The 17,255-nt window shown below is 71.9% G+C and carries 14 protein-coding genes; 7 read left to right on the top strand and 7 right to left on the bottom strand.

The window, feature by feature from the left end; translation table 11 throughout:
* Positions 1-59: 59 nt before the first annotated feature.
* Positions 60-1,388 (bottom strand): MFS transporter, encoded by a 1,329-nt coding sequence (locus tag IF655_RS20250; RefSeq protein WP_206776193.1) that lies wholly within the window; start codon positions 1,386-1,388, stop codon positions 60-62.
* A 75-nt stretch (positions 1,389-1,463) separates the two neighbouring features.
* Between IF655_RS20250 and IF655_RS20245 the strand changes: the two genes are divergently transcribed.
* From IF655_RS20245 to IF655_RS20220, 6 genes are all read left to right on the top strand, one after another.
* The gene (locus tag IF655_RS20245; RefSeq protein WP_206776192.1) at positions 1,464-2,414 is read left to right on the top strand and encodes a 2-hydroxyacid dehydrogenase; all 951 of its coding nucleotides are present in this window, start codon (positions 1,464-1,466) and stop codon (positions 2,412-2,414) included.
* Positions 2,415-2,709: 295 nt separating this feature from the next.
* Positions 2,710-4,989 (top strand): catalase, encoded by a 2,280-nt coding sequence (locus IF655_RS20240; protein WP_199586363.1) that lies wholly within the window; start codon positions 2,710-2,712, stop codon positions 4,987-4,989.
* Positions 4,990-5,074: 85 nt separating this feature from the next.
* Positions 5,075-6,046, top strand: coding sequence for an LLM class F420-dependent oxidoreductase (locus IF655_RS20235; protein WP_199586361.1), 972 nt, complete (start codon positions 5,075-5,077; stop codon positions 6,044-6,046).
* A gap of 90 nt (positions 6,047-6,136) precedes the next feature.
* The gene (locus IF655_RS20230; RefSeq protein WP_199586360.1) at positions 6,137-6,640 is read left to right on the top strand and encodes an SRPBCC family protein; all 504 of its coding nucleotides are present in this window, start codon (positions 6,137-6,139) and stop codon (positions 6,638-6,640) included.
* Positions 6,633-8,240, top strand: coding sequence for an NAD(P)/FAD-dependent oxidoreductase (locus IF655_RS20225; protein ID WP_199586358.1), 1,608 nt, complete (start codon positions 6,633-6,635; stop codon positions 8,238-8,240). The genes IF655_RS20230 and IF655_RS20225 overlap by 8 nt, the downstream gene beginning before the upstream one ends.
* A gap of 129 nt (positions 8,241-8,369) precedes the next feature.
* Positions 8,370-9,353, top strand: a complete 984-nt coding sequence (locus tag IF655_RS20220) for a Dyp-type peroxidase (RefSeq protein ID WP_206776191.1) — start codon at positions 8,370-8,372, stop codon at positions 9,351-9,353.
* Here IF655_RS20220 and IF655_RS20215 read toward each other — a convergent pair.
* Positions 9,334-10,275, bottom strand: coding sequence for an EamA family transporter (locus IF655_RS20215; protein ID WP_199586356.1), 942 nt, complete (start codon positions 10,273-10,275; stop codon positions 9,334-9,336). The two genes, IF655_RS20220 and IF655_RS20215, sit on opposite strands and share 20 nt — an antisense overlap.
* Positions 10,276-10,329: 54 nt before the next feature.
* Here IF655_RS20215 and IF655_RS20210 point away from each other — a divergent pair, with 54 nt between their 5' ends.
* Complete coding sequence (locus IF655_RS20210; protein WP_199586499.1) at positions 10,330-10,842, top strand: MarR family winged helix-turn-helix transcriptional regulator; 513 nt, start codon at positions 10,330-10,332, stop codon at positions 10,840-10,842.
* Between the two features lie 4 nt (positions 10,843-10,846).
* On the opposite strand, the gene IF655_RS20205 is transcribed toward IF655_RS20210, so the two are convergent.
* From IF655_RS20205 to IF655_RS20185, 5 genes are all read right to left on the bottom strand, one after another.
* Positions 10,847-11,947, bottom strand: coding sequence for a WxL protein peptidoglycan domain-containing protein (locus IF655_RS20205; RefSeq protein ID WP_199586354.1), 1,101 nt, complete (start codon positions 11,945-11,947; stop codon positions 10,847-10,849).
* Positions 11,948-12,088: 141 nt separating this feature from the next.
* Positions 12,089-13,501, bottom strand: coding sequence for an HtaA domain-containing protein (locus tag IF655_RS20200; protein WP_199586352.1), 1,413 nt, complete (start codon positions 13,499-13,501; stop codon positions 12,089-12,091).
* A 131-nt stretch (positions 13,502-13,632) separates the two neighbouring features.
* Complete coding sequence (locus IF655_RS20195; RefSeq protein WP_199586350.1) at positions 13,633-15,465, bottom strand: HtaA domain-containing protein; 1,833 nt, start codon at positions 15,463-15,465, stop codon at positions 13,633-13,635.
* Entirely contained in the window at positions 15,462-16,391 is a 930-nt protein-coding gene (locus tag IF655_RS20190) for a hypothetical protein (protein ID WP_199586348.1), read from the bottom strand. The genes IF655_RS20195 and IF655_RS20190 overlap by 4 nt, the downstream gene beginning before the upstream one ends.
* A complete protein-coding gene (locus tag IF655_RS20185) occupies positions 16,388-17,251 on the bottom strand; it encodes a heme ABC transporter ATP-binding protein (RefSeq protein WP_199586498.1) in 864 nt (287 codons plus the stop codon). Before IF655_RS20185 ends, IF655_RS20190 begins: the two co-directional genes overlap by 4 nt.
* Between the last annotated feature and the right edge of the window lie 4 nt (positions 17,252-17,255).

The raw sequence follows: 17,255 nt of genomic DNA, 5'->3' as shown, positions 1-17,255 counted from the left end.
GGGGGGGCGGGCCCTCCGGGCGACTGCCGGGGCGGGTGGCCCGGCAGCCGCTTGGATGATCACCGTACCGGGGCGGGCCGGACGGCGGCGGTCCTCGGCTCGGGGACGGCGAGGGTGAGGGCCGCCGCGATCAGGGCGCAGACCGCCATCAGGACGAAGGCGCCCGCGTCGCCGAGGTCCGTGCCGCGCACCCAGCCGACCAGGTAGGTCCCGGCGAAGGAGCCGAGCGCGCCGAAGGAGTTGACCAGCGCGACGGCGGCGCCCGCGACGCCGGGCGGGGCGAGCGTGGAGACGAGGGCGAAGTAGGGGCCGTAGGGGGCGTAGAGGCACAGTCCCGCGACGACCAGCAGAGTGAGGGCCAGCGGGAAGTCGTCACCGGCCGCGTAGGAGGCGAGCAGGGCGAGTCCGCCGCCCGCGAGCCAGGGCCAGACGGCGGCGCGGCGGCGCCCGCTGCGGTCGGACAGGCGGGAGTTGAAGAGCATGGCGGCGGCCGCGCAGGCGTAGGGGATGGCGGTGAGCAGTCCGGTGGCGCCGATGCCCTCGCCGGAGCCCTTCTTGATGATGGCGGGCAGCCAGAAGACGAAGCCGTACATGCCGAAGGACCAGAAGAAGTACTGGGCGGCCATGAGGAGGACGCGGGAGGAGCGCGCGACGCTCGCGTACTGCTCGCGCAGCGTCCCCGCGACCGGCTGGGCGGTGGCCCGCTGGTCGGCCAGGTCGGCTTCGAGGTGACGGAGTTCGGACTCGGGGAGCTTCGCCTGCTCGGGGCGGTCCTTGATGAGCCACAGACACGCCAGACCCCACAGGATCGAGGGGACGCCCTCGGCGACGAACATCACCCGCCAGTCGGAGACCGACACCAGCCAGCCGGAGACGGCGGACAGCCACATCACGGTGACCGGATTGCCCAGGATGAGCACGGTGTTGGCGCGTCCGCGCTCGCCGCGGGTGAACCAGCGGCTGAGCAGCATCACCATCGAGGGCAGGACCGCGCCCTCGACCACCCCGAGCGCGAAGCGCACCGCGACGAGCTGCGCCGGGCTGCTCAACAGGCCCTGGATCACGGCGAGTACGCCCCAGGTCACGGTGGACCAGGCGACCAGTCGGCGGGCGCTGCGCTGCTCGGCGTAGATCGTGCCGGGTATCTGGAAGAAGAAGTAGCCGAGGAAGAAGGACGCGGCGATCAAGGAGTCGGTGCCTGCCGACAGATGCAGCTCGTCCGCCATGCCGCCCGCCGAGGCGATCGCGTAGTTCGACTTGTCGAGGTAGGCGAGCGAGTACGTGACGAAGGCGACCGGCATCAGATACCGGGCGCGCGCCGAACGCCAGAACCCGGTGGGCGCCGCCTCGGGCACCGCGGTCTCGGTGGCAGGTGACGTCGCTGTCATTCCTGCACCCCCTGTTTTCCGTGAGGTGGAAAGTGTTTCACTGGACGGGAAGAACCGTACGAGAAGGAGACCCCGTTGACCAGAGCTGTGCACGACTCCGCCACCGACGTGCTTCTCCCCTGGCCCGACCTGGACCGCGGCCACGGCGCCTGGCCCGAGGGCGTGCGGACGCACGTCTGGGACGGGGTGACGCCCGACAGCGAGCCGGACGCGGAGACGCTCGCCCGCGTCGGCCTGTGGGTCATGCCGTACGCCGTTCCTGACGCCGTACGGCTGCTGCCCGCACTGCCGAACCTCAAGGCGGTGCAGTCGCTGAGCGCGGGCGTCGAGAAGCTGCTCCCGCTGCTGCCGCCCGGCGTCGATCTGCACAACGGGCGCGGGCTGCACGACGCCTCCACCGCCGAGCACGCGCTCGGGCTGATCCTGGCCGCGCAGCGCGATCTGCCGCAGTGGGCCGCCGACCAGACCGCCGGACGCTGGGAGCCGCACTTCACCCGCTCGCTGGCGGACGCGCGGGTCACGATCGTCGGCTACGGCTCGATCGGCGCCGCCCTGGAGCAGCGCCTGCTGGCCTGCGAAGCCCAGGTCACCCGGGTCGCGCGGCGGGCCCGCCCGGAGCAGGACGTGCACTCCGTCTCGGAGCTGCCGGAACTGCTCCGCACGACCGACATCGTCGTCCTCGTGCTGCCCGAAACGCCGGAGACGGAAGGGCTGTTGGGCGCGAAGGAGCTGGCGGCGCTGCCCGACGGCGCGCTGGTGGTCAACGTGGGGCGCGGGCGCACCCTGGACACCGGCGCGCTGCTCGCGGAGACCGCCCGGGGCAGGCTGCGCGCCGCCCTCGACGTGACCGACCCGGAGCCGCTGCCCGCCGGTCATCCGCTGCGCCACGCCGCGGGCGTGCTGATCACTCCGCACGTCGGCGGTGGTTCCGCGGCGTTCCGGCCGCGTGCCGAGCGGCTGATCGTGGAGCAGGTGCGCCGCTTCGCCGCGGGACTGCCGCTGCTCAACGCCTTCCCGCGCGACTGACGCCTTCCCGCGCGGCTGACGCCCGGTGTGCCGTGGCCCGTGCCGGACGGGTCACGGCACACCGCGCTCCCGGACCTCCTCGCGCCGCTTTTCCGGAATCGGGGCGCGAGCGTGTGTGGGCGCCCGTCGGATGGAAACCCGTACGGACGGCGAGGGCGGGCGCCGTGCGCGTACCGCTCGCCGGCCTGACGGAACACGCGATCCTGTCGACGGGTGCGGTCCACCCCCCGTGGCTCCCCGCCGACGGCACGCGAACGGACGCTTCACGACGCGGACGACAACCTGGGAGGCCGCGATGCAGGACCGGAACGACCAGCGGAACGACGGGCAGGACAGCGGCGCTTCGAAGACCCCGGGCGAGCGACCCCCCGAGTCGGCCGCCGACGTCCTGAGCGGACCGGGGGTCGACCGTCCCTCGTTCGACGAACCCACCGAGCCCACCGGACCGCCGCCCGCCCAGCCCGACCAGACGGCGCCTCCCACGGTCGGTCCCACCGGCCGCCCGAGCGGAGCCGAACGGGACCTCAGGGAGCAGGACGGCGAGTGGCTGACCACGGCCCAGGGCAATCGGCTGTACGACACCGATCACTCGCTGAAGGCGGGCGCGCGCGGTCCTGTGCTGCTCCAGGACCACCATCTGCGCGAGAAGATCACCCACTTCGACCACGAGCGGATCCCGGAACGTGTGGTGCACGCACGGGGTGCCGCCGCCCATGGTGTGTTCCAGGCATATGGGAACGCCTCCGGGGTGACCCGGGCGGGCTTCCTCCAGGAGGGCGTCGAGACGCCGGTGTTCGTGCGCTTCTCGACCGTGCTCGGCTCGCGCGGCTCGGCGGACACGGTGCGCGACACGCGCGGGTTCGCCACGAAGTTCTACACCGACGAGGGCACGTTCGACCTGGTGGGCAACGACATCCCGGTGTTCTTCATCCAGGACGCGATCAAGTTCCCGGACGTGATCCACGCGGGCAAGCCGCAGCCCGACCGGGAGATCCCGCAGGCGCAGAGCGCGCACGACACCTTCTGGGACTTCGTCACCCTGCACACCGAGGCCACTCACCACACCCTCTGGAACATGTCCGACCGGGGTCTGCCGCGCTCCCTGCGGACGATGGAGGGCTTCGGCATCCACACCTTCCGCCTGCGGAACGCCGACGGCGAGACCACCCTCGTCAAGTTCCACTGGAAGCCCCGGCTGGGCGTGCACTCCCTGGTGTGGGAGGAGGCGCAGCTCATCTGCGGCATGGACCCGGACTTCCACCGGCGTGACCTCGCCGACGCCATCGAGGCGGGCGCGTATCCGCAGTGGGAGCTGGGCATCCAGACCTTCCCGGACACACCGGACCAGACCTTCGAGGGCATCGACCTGCTCGATCCGACCAACCTCGTGCCCGAGGAGCTGGCGCCCGTGCAGCCGATCGGGCTGCTCACGCTGAACGCCAACCCGGTCAACTACTTCGCCGAGACGGAGCAGGTCGCCTTCCACCCCGGGCATCTGGTGCCGGGCATCGACGTGACCGACGACCCCCTGCTGACCGGGCGGCTGTTCTCCTATCTGGACACCCAGATCAGCCGTCTGGGCGGTCCCAACTTCGCGCAGATCCCGGTCAACCGCACGCTGGCGCCGGTCAACGACATGCTGCGCGACGGGATGCACCAGACGGCCGTGCACACGGGTGTGGCCGCCTACCGGCCCAACTCCCTCGACGGCGGCTGCCCGTTCCTGGCCGGTCAGGCGCAGCACGCCTATGTGGAGACCCCGGTGACCGTGCCCGAGGGGCAGAAGGTGCGCGAGGCGCCGGAGACCTTCGCGGACCACTTCAGCCAGGCGCGCCGGTTCTGGCTGAGCATGAGCCCGGTCGAGAAGGAGCACATCGTCGCGGCGTACACCTTCGAGCTGGGCAAGTGCTACGAGAAAGCCATCAAGGAGCGCGGTCTCCAGGTCCTCGCGAACATCGACCCGGAGCTGTGCGCGGGCGTGGCGGAGGGTCTCGGGCTGCCCGTCCCGGAGCCGACGGTGCCGCTCGCGGACGTGGAACCGTCGCCCGCGCTGTCGCAGGTGGGGCGGGTCTGGCCGGTGGACGGGCGGGTCATCGGGATCGTCGCGGGTCCGGACTCCGACCCGGAGTCGGTGCGCGCGGTGCAGAAGGCGGCCCTGGCGGCGGACGTCGTCCCGCTGATCGTCGCCCCGACCGGCGGCGAGCTGCCCGCCGACGGCGATCCGCTGACGGTGCAGCGCTCGTACGCCACGACGCGCTCGACCGAGTTCGACGCCGTGCTCCTCGCCGGACCCGCCCCGGTCGGTGACGACGCCTACGGCGCCCGTGACGCGAAGGCGGGCGGCGCGGACGGCACCGGGGTCGATCCCCGGGTGGCGCTGCTGCTGGACGAGGCGTTCCGGCACGGCAAGGCGCTGGGCGGCTGGAACGGCGCCGAGGAGACGCTGCGCGCGGCGGGCATTCCGCAGGACGCGCCCGGCGTGGTGACCGGCGCGAACGCGACCGAGGTGCTGGAGCAGATCCTGACCCTGCTGGGCGGTCACCGGGTCTGGGAGCGGTTCACGCCCCAGGTGTGACCGCGTCCCCCTGCCGGAGCGGGCCGGGTCGATTCGGCCCGCTCCCGTCTGTTTTCCGTGAGCGAGAGCGGGGACTCGGGCATCTATGGTGCGAATCGGATACACGATGATGACCGAACAGGCCGGACCCCGGGAACTGGTGGACCATGTGGTCCGCGCCGAGGAGGCGGGGTTCGACTTCTCCGTCACCTCCGACCACTACTTCCCGTGGCTGCGCTCGCAGGGCCACGCCCCCTACGCGTGGACGGTGCTCGGCGCGGCGGCGCAGGCGACCTCGCGGATCCCGCTCATGACGTACGTGACCTGCCCGACGGTCCGCTACCACCCGGTGGTCGTGGCGCAGAAGGCAGCGACTCTGCAACTCCTCGCCGAGGGCCGGTTCCGGCTGGGGCTCGGTTCGGGCGAGAACCTCAACGAGCATGTGACCGGCGGCGGTTGGCCCGCCGTGGACGTGCGGCACGAGATGCTGGAAGAGGCGGTGGAAATCATCCACGCGCTCTTCGAGGGCGGTCATGTCACCCATCACGGCACGTACTTCGACGTGGAGTCGGCACGGCTGTGGGACCTGCCGGAGAAGACGCCGCCGATCGGCATCGCCGTCTCGGGCGAGCAGTCGTGCACGCTGGCCGGGCATCTGGGCGACCTGGTCATCGCGACGGAGCCCAAGAAGGAGCTGCTGGACGCCTTCGACCGGCACGGCGGCGCGGGCAAGCCCCGGGTCGGGCAGCTCCCGGTGAGCTACGGTCCCGACCGCGAGGCGGCCATCGACCGCGCGCACGACCAGTTCCGCTGGTTCGGGCTCGGCTGGAAGGTCAACTCCGAGCTGCCGCACCCGGACTCCTTCGCCTCGGCCACGCAGTTCGTGACCCGCGAGGACGTCGCCGCCTCGATTCCGTGCGGCGACGACCCGGAGGCGTTCGTGGAGGCGGTACGGCCGTACGTGGACGCCGGGTTCACCGAGGTCGCCCTGGTGCAGATCGGCGGCGAGACCCAGCCGGACTTCATCGACTGGTCGCGCAAGACGCTGCTGTCCGCCCTGCGCGAGGCATTCGACTGACCCGTACGGCCCGGGGGCGCGGCGTGTGAGCCGTACCCACGGGGTTACTCGGGCACCCGGGAACGCAGCGCCGTCCGCGAGGAGGAGACCGTGGCGATCCGGTACCAGCTCATCGAACGCGCGCCCGCCGACGTGTGGAGCGTGCTGGCGGACCCCTACCGCTACGCGGACTGGGTCGTCGGCACCGCCGAGACCGCTCCCCGCGAGGGCGACTGGCCCGAACTCGGCTCGTCCCTCTCCTACACGATCCCGCTCGGTCCCCGGGTGGCCGAGGGATACACCGTGGTCCGCCGCTTCGATCCGCCGCAGTATCTGGAGCTGGAGGCGCGCAGCGGGATCGGCAGCGCGCGGATCGCCTTCGAGATCCGTCCCTGGGGCGAGAACACGCTCGTCATCGTGGACGAGCATCCGCTGAGCGGACTGGGCAACCGGCTGCACAACACCCTGCTCGACGCGGTGATCCAGCTCCGCCACCGGGGCATGCTCGCGCGGCTGGCCCGGGTGGTGGAGGAGACGCATCCGAGGGCGCGCGGGGAGAAGGGCGCCGCCTCGCCCGCGCGGTCCTCGGCGAGCGGGGAGGCGGGTCATGACTGACGCGGTGGTGATCGGGTCCGGACCCAACGGGCTGGTGGCGGCGAACGTACTGGCCGACCACGGCTGGAGCGTGACCGTGCTGGAGGCGGCGGACACGCCCGGCGGCGCGGTGCGCAGCGACCACGGCGTGCACCCCGACTTCGTCAACGACATCTTCAGCTCCTTCTATCCGCTCGCCGCCGCCTCCCCGGTCATCGAGGGCCTGCGCCTTGAGGAGGAGGGGCTGCGCTGGTCCCACGCGCCGACGGTGCTGGCCCATCCGCTGCCGGACGGGCGCTGCGCGGTCCTGGACCGGGACCGTGAGGTCACCGCTGAGAACCTGGACAGCTTCGCCGACGGCGACGGACGGTCCTGGCAGGCGCTGTGCGAGACCTGGGACCGGGCGGGCAAGGACCTGCTCGGCGCCATCTTCGCCACGATGCCGCCGGTGAAGCCGCTGGTGTCGCTGGGTCTGCGGATGCGGGCCCACGGAAGCCTCCAGCTCGCGCGGAGCCTGCTGCTGCCCGTGCGCCGCTTCGGCGAGGAGGAGTTCGACAGCGAGGCGGCGCGGCTGCTGGTCGCGGGCACCGCCCTGCACGCCGACCTGGGCCCGGAATCGGCGGGCGGCGCGGGCTTCGGCTGGATCATGTCGATGCTCGGGCAGACGTACGGCTTCCCGGTGCCGGTCGGCGGCGCGAGCGCCCTGACCCGCGCGCTGCAGAGCAGGCTGGAGCGCCGGGGCGGCGTCATCCGCTGCGGCGCGCGGGTGACCCAGGTGGTCGTCCACGACGGCCGTGCCCTCGGAGTGCGCACGGCCGACGGCGACGCGATCCCGGCGCGCCGCGCAGTCCTCGCCGACGTGTCGGCGCCCGACCTGTACGGCGCTCTGGTCGCGCCCGAGCATCTGCCGGAGCGGGTCCGCTCGGACATGGAGCGCTTCCAGTGGGACTTCGCCACCTTCAAGGTCGACTGGGCGCTCAGCGGCCCGATCCCGTGGAAGGCCGAGGAGACGGGGCGGGCGGGGACGGTCCACATCGCCGACAGCGTCGACGACCTGACCCGGTTCGCGGCGCAGATCGCCATGCGGCTCGTCCCGGACCGCCCCTTCCTGCTGCTCGGCCAGATGACCACCGCCGACCCGACGCGTTCGCCCGCGGGCACCGAGTCCGCGTGGGCGTACACCCATCTGCCCCGTGACCCGCGCGGTGACGCGGCGGAGGGCGGTCCGCTCAAGGGGAACTGGGACGCGGCGGAGCGCGAGATCATGGCGGACCGGATCGAGCAGCGGGTGGAGGAGCACGCGCCGGGCTTCCGCGAGCGCATCCTGAACCGGCGCGTCCTGGCACCGCCCTCGCTCCAGGCGGCCGACGCCAATCTGAACGAGGGCGCCCTCAACGGCGGCACCACCAATCTGCACCAGCAGGCGGTCTTCCGTCCGATCCCGGGCACCGGGCGCCCCGAGACGCCGATCCGGGGTCTGTATCTGGCCTCGTCCTCCGCGCATCCCGGCGGCGGGGTGCACGGCGCCCCCGGTGCCAACGCGGCTCAGGTCGCCCTCGGCGCGCGCCGCCCGCTCGTGTGGACCGTCGCCGCCCTGCACCGCGCCCTCCAGGGGCGCTGACGGGCGGGCGGTGGCGAAGCGCCGTCGCGTGTCCGATGCTGGTCTGGCCGGATCGCCCCGTCACGAACGGCGTCGGGGTGACCACGCACAGCACCGTGACAGCCGCACGACGCTCACCGGGAGAGGCCAATGGACTACTCCGCCTCGCAGAACGCACGATCCGCCGCCGCCAAGCACGCCCTCGACACCGAGCCGCAGTACATCGACGCGCCGCTCACCGCCGCCGCCGCGTTCCTGGTCCTCACCGTCAATTCCGGCGAGCAGGCGATGGACAAGGCGCGCTCCGTGGTCGCGAGCACGGACGACCTCGTCAAGGACATCCAGATCCAGCAGGTCAATTCCTCGGTCTTCACCTGCAATGTCGGCATCTCCCACCACGTCTGGGAACCACTGACCGGGAAACCGCTGCCGAAGGAACTCCGCCCCTTCCAGGAGGTCCGGGGCGCCCAGCACACCGCGGTCGCCACCGAAGGCGATCTTCTCTACCACATTCGCTGTGATTCGGTCGATCTGGTCATCGAATTCGAGAAGATCCTGCTGGAGGCGTTCGGCGATTCGGTGACGGCGGTGGATGACGTCACCGGTTTCCGTTACTACAACGGCCGGGACCTTCTCGAATTCGTCGACGGCACGGCGAACCCCAACGGCCTGGACCTGCCGGAGGCCACGCTCGTCGGCGAGGAGGACCCCGCCTACGAGGGCGGCAGTTACGTGGTCATCCAGAAGTATCTGCACAACCTGACCGCCTGGCGGTCGCAGACCACGGAGACCCAGGAAGCCGTCATCGGGCGCACCAAGTTCGACAACATCGAACTGCCCGACGCGACTGAGGGCCAGAAGTCGCACAAGACCCTCTGCACCATCCAGGACGCCGAGGGCGAGCACGACATCCTGCGCGACAACATGCCCTTCGCCCATCCCGGCCGGGGCGAGTTCGGCACGTATTTCATCGGCTACTCGCGGCATCTGTGGGTCATCGAGAAAATGATGGAGCGCATGTTCATCGGGGACCCGCCGCCACTGCACGACCGCATCCTGGACTATTCGCGGGCGGTGACCGGGGTGACCTTCTTCGTCCCTGCCCGGAAATTCCTCAGCAATCTGGACGGCTGAGCCGCTCGGGGCGCCGCAAACTCCGTGAGGCGGGGCGGGACTTCGGCGCCCGGTCCGCCGTACGGGAGGGACGCCCGAGCACGACTCCGGCCAGGACGAGCAGCAGCCCGCCCCACTGCTGTACGGTCAGCGCCTCGGCGGCGACCAGCGTGCCGAGCAGCACGCCCGCGACGGGATTGAGCAGCCCCACCAGCCCGACCGTGCCCGCGGGCAGACGCCGCAGCCCCGTGAACCAGGCGACGCAGGCCAGCGCGGTGGCGATCAGCCCGACATAGCCGAACGCGAGGATCGCCGGTGCGGAGAGCACGGGCGGCGTCCCCTCCACGGCGACGGCGGCCGGGAGCAGCATCAGCCCTCCGGCGGTGAGCTGCCAGGCTGTCGAGGCGAGTACGTCGGTGCCCGCCTGGCCACCGGTGCCGGTGCTCCACCGCTTGGCCAGGATGTAGCCGAGGGACGACACCAGCATGGCGGCGACGGACGCCCCGACTCCGGGCAGGCTCACGGCTTCCGCACCGGTGAGCAGCAGGAGGCACACCCCGGCGAGCCCGGTCACGGCACCGGCGAGATGGGCACCTCGGGGACGCTCCCCCACCAGCAGCCAGGCGATCAGCATCATCGTCAGCGGCGACACCGCCATGACGGTCGACGCCACGCTCGTCGGCAGGAGCTGCGCGGCGACGTAGACGAGCACGAAGAACACGCTCACGTTGAGCAGCCCGAGGACGGCCGACCGCCACCACCAGGCGCCGTGCGGGCGCTTGCGGGCGAGGGCCAGCAGGACGAGACCGGCGGGCAGCGCCCGCAGCGCGGCCCCGTACAGCGGGCGGTCCGGCGGCAGGAACTCGTGCGTGACGAAGTAGTTGGTCCCCCACGCCACCGGTGCGATCGCGGTCAGCGCCACCCAGCGCGCATTAGCTTCCATGGAAGCCAATATAACTTCCCGGGAAGCTAAAGTGGAGGCATGGAGAACCGTGGCATGGAGAACCGGCACCCCGTGGACCGTGTGGCCCACATCCAGGAGGAGTGGCGCCGTGAGCGCCCCGACCTCGACGTCTCCCCGCAGGGCGTGATCGGCCGACTGCACCGGCTGGCGGACCGGCTCACCGAGGAACTGTGTCTGGTGTACCGCCGATACGGCCTCGGCGAGGGCGAGTTCGACGTGCTGTGCGCGCTGCGCCGCGCGGGTGCCCCCTACGAGCGGGCGCCCGGCGAACTCGCCGCGCACACCATGGTGACCACGGGCGCGATGACGAAGCGGATCGACCGCCTGGAGCGCGCCGGACTCGTCACCCGGCGCCGCTCGGGCGACGACCAGCGCGGCCGGATCGTCGCCCTTACCGAACCCGGACGCAAGCTGATCGACGAGGCGTTCACCGACCACATGCGCAACGAGCGTCAATTGGTGGGCCTGTTGAGCCCCGCCGAGGCGGAAGCGCTCGAAACCCTGCTGGGGGTGTGGCTGTTGCGCCTGGACGATCCGCGCGGCTGACCCCTCAGTCGCGCGGACTGTCCGGCGAGTCCGGAGAGGCTGTGTCTCTCGCGGTGTCGAGCGCCTTGGCCACGGCAGCGGAGACAGCCTCCTCCACCTTGCGCCTGCGGCGCCCGCGCAGGAGCACGTATCCGCCCGCGAGCGCCACGAGGGCGGCGAGCACGAGGAGTTGACCCCACGGCCACGCCCACACGGACTCACTCGCCATCGCCGGGGCGACCCGTACGGGTGTGCCGTCGCCGTCGGAGGCGACCGGCTCCAGGACCGGACCGGCGTTCAGCCGGACGGCGGGCCAGACGCCCTTCACCGTGACGGTACGGGTGAGCGAGTCGCCGGGCAGGATCTCCGGCAGGTCGCCGACGGGGGCGCTCTGTCTGATCAGCCCGAACAACCCGTCGGACTGGACGAGTTGGCGGGCTCTCAGCCGTGTGTTCCCGGTGTTGGTGACCGTGTAGGTGAGCCGCAGACTGCCGCCGCCGAGCGGGTTGAGAGTGCCCGCGTAGTCGGCGTGCAGTCGGCTCACGGTGAGGGCGGGCTTGAGCGGGCCGGTGACCTGGAGGTAGAGGCGCGCGCCGAGCCTGCGGTCGAGGCGTACGGTGCCGTCCTCGGACTTGGTGATCAGCGAGGTCACCACACCGCCGGAGTGGTCGCCCGGGGTGGCGTCGGCGGGGACCCTGAGCGTGAAGGGCACGGTCTTGGACTGCTGGCTCTTCAGCGTGAGCGTGGTCGACTTCATGGTGATCCAGGAGCCGACGTCACGGGGCTTCTTGTCACCGGCGAGCAGGTCGAGACCGCCACTGGGCGTGGTGAACGCGTCACTGGCGTAGACGCGGAGGCGGATCGTGCTGTCGCCGCGGTTCACCACGGAGAGGGCGTCGGTGACGCGGGCGCCGGGGGCGAGACGGTAGACGAACCGGCTGCGCCCCTTGCCGACGTGGCTGTCGGCCGGTGCCGCTCCCCAGGAGATCGCGCCGGGCGAACTCGGCGGTGCGGCCCAGGAGTTCGTGGCGGTGCCCAGCAGGACCGTGAGCGCCGTCAGTACCACGGCGAGGAGGAGCGGGAGGAGGAGACGGGGCGGCGCGGGTGTGGCGGGTCTTCGGTTCATGGTTCTCTCCGTCGTCGAACGGCCGGCCGCGCCGTGGGGGGTGAGCCGGGTCCGGCCGCTCGCGACGTGGTGCCTGCCCGGCACGGGCACAGCGGGTGAAGGCGGTTGCCCGTGCCGGGAGTTGTGCTGGTGTGAGGGGTGTCAGCTCAGCGCGGTCAGCGTGAGGGTGGTGGTGTAGGTGCCGGACTCGGTGGTGGCGGGCAGCCGCAGATCGAGCGCGGCACCGAGGGTCGCGGTGCCCTTGGCGTGCCCGGCGTCGGCGGAGCCGAGCACGGCGGACCCGGTCAGCCCCGCACCGCTGTCGATGCCGGACGCCACGGCGGCACCGGCGTGCGCCCCGGCGCCGTCGGCGAGCACCGAGGGCGTCCAGCCGAGGTACTTGCCGGACAGCCCGCCGGTGAAGTCGCCGGTCTGACCGGAGACGGACCAGGCGGGGGCTCCGGCGCGCGTGTCGGTCACCTTGACCGGCTTCAGATCACCGGTGGACCGAAGGTACGCCCCCTTGTTGACGGCGTCGGTCAGGGTCACGGCGTGGTCGGTGCCGTCGATGGTCCAGGTGAACTCACCTGCCTGCTCGGGCACGGTGGCCGTGATGGTCTGCTGCCCTTCCGAGGGCGCCGGGTCGTCACCGCCCGCCGCCGCGGTGTAGGAGACGCTGAGCGGGGTGGCGGGCTTGGCCGCGTCACGCGCGCCACCGGAGGTGAACCAGTACGAGGACTGACCCGTCGACTGCTGGAAGTCCACGAAGCTCTGCGGGAACGCACCCCAATACGGCGCGTTCGCAGCGGACTTGGCGGGCTGACCGGTGGTACCGGAAGGTACCGACACCGCCACACCGAGGTAGTCCGGCGTCACCGTGAAGCCCGACTCCCCCAACTCGACGTGACTCAGGTTCGCCAGCGTCACCGTCGTCGCGGGCAACGGCACCCACTTCCCAGGGTCGTTCATGTCAGCGCCATAGCCGGAGGCGGTCGCGGTGAGCGTCCCCGTACCGTCCGCCTTCACCGTCAACGTCGGGTCCGTGGCGGACCAGTACGTCAGACCGCCGTAGAAGACGGACGTGAAGGACCCCTGCCAGTGGATCGTCGCCGTACCCGCCGAACGGTCCACCGTGCCGGTCCCGTTGTGGAACACCACCCGGTTCCGCGTGAGCGAGGTCGTCGAACCCGCCGACACGGCAGTGCCGTTGGGGTCCTGGCACTTGGTCGCCCACGACGGCTCGGCCCAGGCACCGGCGCTGTCCGGCTTCTCGACCGTGACATCGCCGTCGTGCGTCGCGTAGAAGCCGTCCGACTGGGTCCACAGACGGCTCGACCCCGTGTTCCCGGCCTTTCCGGCGGAGAGGAAGTTGCACCCTCCGAAGAACGCGCCACCTCCCTGCTCACCGCTCAGACCCCACGCGAACGACGCGCCCGACACCTGCGCCGGGGCGGCGGAGGCAGGACCGGTCCCCGCGATCAGGCCGGAGACGGCCAGGGCGCCGACGACCACGCCGGTGAGGGTGCGGCGGGTGTGCGTTCTCGCGCCGGACCGGCGCGCAGTGATTCGATACATTTGCTTCTTCTCTCCCGTAGAGAAATCAGGTGGGACACGCGGTGTCCCACCGGTCGAGGGGCCGGGCGGGCAGGCCCGGCCCCTTCGGCTTGTGGTGGGCGCCCTCAGCGGCGCGCCTCAGTGGTGCGTCCTCAGCGATGCGCCCCGGCGGGCTGCCTGCGGCGCGCGAGGGCGACCAGCGCCAGACCCGCCGCCACGCAGGCGGCGGCAGCGGCGGAGGTGCCGAGGACGGGGGTGCCCGTGCCGGTGCTGGCCAGCGTGTCGCCGGGCCGGTACTGGAGGTCGGGGACGAGCGCGGAGTCGTCGGCGTCGGAGCCTCCGGTACCTCCCGTGCTTCCGGCGTCCGTGCCGCCGCCGGACGCGTTCCCGCTTCCCGTGCAGCCGGACAGCACCACGGTCGCGTCGTCGAGCTGCTGGCCCTTCTGGTAGAAGCTCGTGCCCTGGAAGGTGAACGCCTTGGTGTCCAGGATCGCGGTGTGCACGGTGCGGGTGATGCCGGAGGTGCTGGTGCGCGGGGTGCCGCCGGTCAGGTCGAGGGAGGCGAGCGCGACGTCCTCGCGGGCGTCGGTCGTCGGCTTGCTGCCCGGGGCGCTGACGGTCAGGCTGACGTCGGCGTACAGCTTGCCGGTCTTGCCGTGCACGGTCAGGCGCGGGTCGGCGATGACGACCTTGAAGTAGTGCGCCGGGTAGGAGTAGGTGATCTTTCCGCCGTACTGCACGGTGAAGTCGTCCGCCGAGGTGTACGCGGAGCTGGACTCGAACGGCCAGCGGTAGGTGCCCGTGCTGTCCTTGCCCGTGACGGCAAGGTCCTCGGAGAGGATCTTCAGCCCGTCGGCGGCCGTGATGCTGTTGCCCGCCGGACCACCGACGTACGACCGGAAACTCTTCTTGAACCCCCAGGTCAGGCTGCCGCCCTTCACCCCGTCGGTCAGCTCGCAGCCGCCCCGTCCGGTCGCGGTGGCCGAGGGCGAGCCCGTCGGCTTGTCCGCCGGGGTGGACGCCGTGGTGCTGGGCGTGGGCGAGGTGGTGGCGGGATCGCTGGGCGTGGGGTCGTCGGTGCCACCGGCGGCGGTGTAGGAGACGCTCAGCGGGGTGGCGGGCTTGGCCGCGTCACGGGCGCCGCCGGAGGTGAACCAGTACGAGGACTGCCCGGTCAACTGCTGGAAGCCCACGAAGTCCTGCGGGAACGCACCCCAATACGCCTCGTTGGCAGCCGACTTGGCGGGCTGTCCGGTCGTCCCCGAAGGAACCGACACCGACTCGCCCAGGTAGTCCGGCGTCACCGTGAAGCCCGACTCCCCCAACTCCACATGGCTCAGGTGCGCCAGCGTCACCGTCGTCGCGGGCAACGGCACCCACTTCCCCGGGTCGTTCATGTCCGCGCCGTAACCGGAGGCGGTCGCCGTCAACGTCCCCGTACCGTCCGCCTTCACCGTCAACGTCGGATCGGTGGCGGACCAGTACGTCAGACCGCCGTAGAAAACGGACGTGAACGAACCCTTCCAGTGAACCGTCGCCGTGCCCGCCGAACGGTCCACCGTTCCCGTCCCGTTGTGGAACACCACCCGGTTCCCGGTCAGCGAGGTGGTCGAACCGGCGGTCACCGCCTTGCCGTTGGGGTCCTGGCACTTGGTCGTCCAGGTCGGCTCCGACCAGGCGCCGGCGCTGTCCGGCTTCTCCACCGTGACATCGCCGTCATGCGTCGCGTAGAAGCCGTCCGACTGGGTCCACAAGCGGCTCGACCCGGTGTCCCCCGCCTTCCCGGCGGACAGGAAGTTGCACCCTCCGAAGAACGCGCCACCTCCCTGCTCACCGCTCAGACCCCACGCGAACGACGCGCCCGACACCTGCCCCGGGGCGGCGGAGGCGGAACCGGCTCCGACGACGACGCCCGACGCCAGCACCACCCCCACGAGGGCGCTGCGGACTACGGGGCCACGGCGTCTCTTGCTCTGGGTACTCACTTCTCTCCCGAATTCACGGACGTGCCACCGCGCTTGCGTCGGCGCGACAGCCAGAGGGCGGACAGGATGACGGCCACCACCACGACGACGGCGCATCCGGCCACGAGCAGCCCGGTGCCGGAGACGGAGGTGGCGCTCACGACCGGGTCCGCCGCCACGGCGGGCGTCGAGGAGGGGGACGCGGTCGGGGTGGCCGGTGCGGAGGTGCTCGCCGCGGCGGCGGACGAGGACGGGCTCGCGGCGGGCGTCGGCTTCGCGGACTCGGCGCGCTTCGCCTTGGACGGACTCGGGTGTGCCGACTTGGTCGCTGGTGCCCGACCGGCGCCGGGCGCCGCGAAGTCGACCGGAGTGAAGGTCTCGTTGCGCGGGTTCGCCACGCCGTGCGCGCCGATGGTGATCACTCCGCACCGGACCTTGCGGCAGTCGATCTGACGGACGGCGCCGTCGCGGCCCTTGGCGGGGAAGACGGCGCCGGGCACGACCAGGGTGGCGTCCCAGGTGCCGTCCGCGCGGACGGTCCCGCCGTTCGCGGCGTACGCGGTGGGGTCGCCGGGGAAGGCGACGAACCGCTGGTAGCCGTGGTTGTCCTTGGTCTCGGAGTCCTGGACGTAGACGTAGTCGATGCCGCTGGTACCGCCCTGGCTGGGGCGCCAAGTACCGCTGACGGTGCCGAACAGCACGTAGACGCCGCCGAATCCGTTCTTGACGGACTGGAACCCCGCGCCGTGCAACCGCAGTTGCGTGGCGTACTCGGGATCGGCGGTGGCCGGGCTCGCGCTCACCCGGGCGGCCGCCATGGCGGGCGGTGCGGGGGCGAGGATGGCGGCCAGGGCGAGGAAGGCGGCGGCCACGAGGTAGGAGAACAGACGAAGTCCCGTTCTCCGCCGTCCCGGTGGGGCCGGTATCTGATCGGTGGACGTGGTCATGAGGAGGGCGTTCCTTTGCCGTTCCGTCGGGGACCGACCAGCACCGCGCCGGTGACGGGGTGCCGGAGGACCTCGACGGGGAGCTGGTAGACCTCTTCGAGGAGAGGTTCGGTGAGTACGGTCGCGGGCTCGCCGCGTTCGACCAGGCGGCCGTCGTGCAGTACGGCGATCTCGTCGGCGTACGCAGCGGCGAGTTGCAGATCGTGCAGGACGGCCAGCACGGCGTGTCCGGCGTCGGCGCGCTCGCGGGCGGTGCGCATGAGCTGTTCCTGGTGGCGCAGGTCGAGTGCGGCGGTGGGTTCGTCGAGCAGCAGGACCGGGGTGTGCTGGGCGAGGACGCGGGCGAAGGAGGCGCGCGCCTGTTCACCGCCGGAGAGCGTGGGGTAGCGCCGGTGCGCGAAGCCGGTCATGCCGGTGGCGGTCAGTGCCCCCGCGACGGCGTCCTCGTCGTCGTCCTCCGCGTCGGTCCCCGCCCAGGGCGCCCGGCCCATCGCCACCACGTCCGCCACGGTGAACGGGAAGGACAGCAGGGGGCGTTGGGGCAGCACGGCGCGGCGGCGCGCGAGGTCGGCGGGGCGCGTGCCGACTGTGGGCAGTCCGTCGACGTGCACGGTCCCGGTGGTGGGCGGGCGGTCCCCGGCGAGCAGGGACAGCAGCGTCGACTTGCCCGCGCCGTTGGGTCCGACGACCGCGAGCAGGGTACCGGCGGCGAGGTCCAGGTCCACGTCCCTGAGCAGCCAGGTGCCGCCGACGCGCAGACCGAGACCGCGCGCGGAGAGCAGCACCGCGCCGGGTTCGGGGGTGCGGGGCGGTCCGGGTCTGCGGCGGGTGAACCGGGTCAGCGCGGTGCGGGGGTTCAGCGAG

The organism is Streptomyces sp. DSM 110735, assembly GCF_016482685.1.
In the GTDB taxonomy this organism is placed as follows: domain Bacteria; phylum Actinomycetota; class Actinomycetes; order Streptomycetales; family Streptomycetaceae; genus Streptomyces.
The sequence above is the reverse complement of the archived record's forward strand: the minus strand, read 5'-3'. Positions and strand labels throughout refer to the sequence as shown.

Excerpts from the sequence above, each read along its gene's own strand:
- IF655_RS20205 (WP_199586354.1), bottom strand. The coding sequence starts at position 11,947 with ATGAACCGAAGACCCGCCACACCCGCGCCGCCCCGTCTCCTCCTCCCG.
- IF655_RS20225 (WP_199586358.1), top strand. The coding sequence starts at position 6,633 with ATGACTGACGCGGTGGTGATCGGGTCCGGACCCAACGGGCTGGTGGCG.
- IF655_RS20215 (WP_199586356.1), bottom strand. The coding sequence starts at position 10,275 with ATGGAAGCTAATGCGCGCTGGGTGGCGCTGACCGCGATCGCACCGGTG.
- IF655_RS20200 (WP_199586352.1), bottom strand. The coding sequence starts at position 13,501 with ATGTATCGAATCACTGCGCGCCGGTCCGGCGCGAGAACGCACACCCGC.
- IF655_RS20190 (WP_199586348.1), bottom strand. The coding sequence starts at position 16,391 with ATGACCACGTCCACCGATCAGATACCGGCCCCACCGGGACGGCGGAGA.
- IF655_RS20240 (WP_199586363.1), top strand. The coding sequence starts at position 2,710 with ATGCAGGACCGGAACGACCAGCGGAACGACGGGCAGGACAGCGGCGCT.
- IF655_RS20220 (WP_206776191.1), top strand. The coding sequence starts at position 8,370 with ATGGACTACTCCGCCTCGCAGAACGCACGATCCGCCGCCGCCAAGCAC.
- IF655_RS20210 (WP_199586499.1), top strand. The coding sequence starts at position 10,330 with ATGGAGAACCGGCACCCCGTGGACCGTGTGGCCCACATCCAGGAGGAG.
- IF655_RS20235 (WP_199586361.1), top strand. The coding sequence starts at position 5,075 with ATGGTGCGAATCGGATACACGATGATGACCGAACAGGCCGGACCCCGG.
- IF655_RS20250 (WP_206776193.1), bottom strand. The coding sequence starts at position 1,388 with ATGACAGCGACGTCACCTGCCACCGAGACCGCGGTGCCCGAGGCGGCG.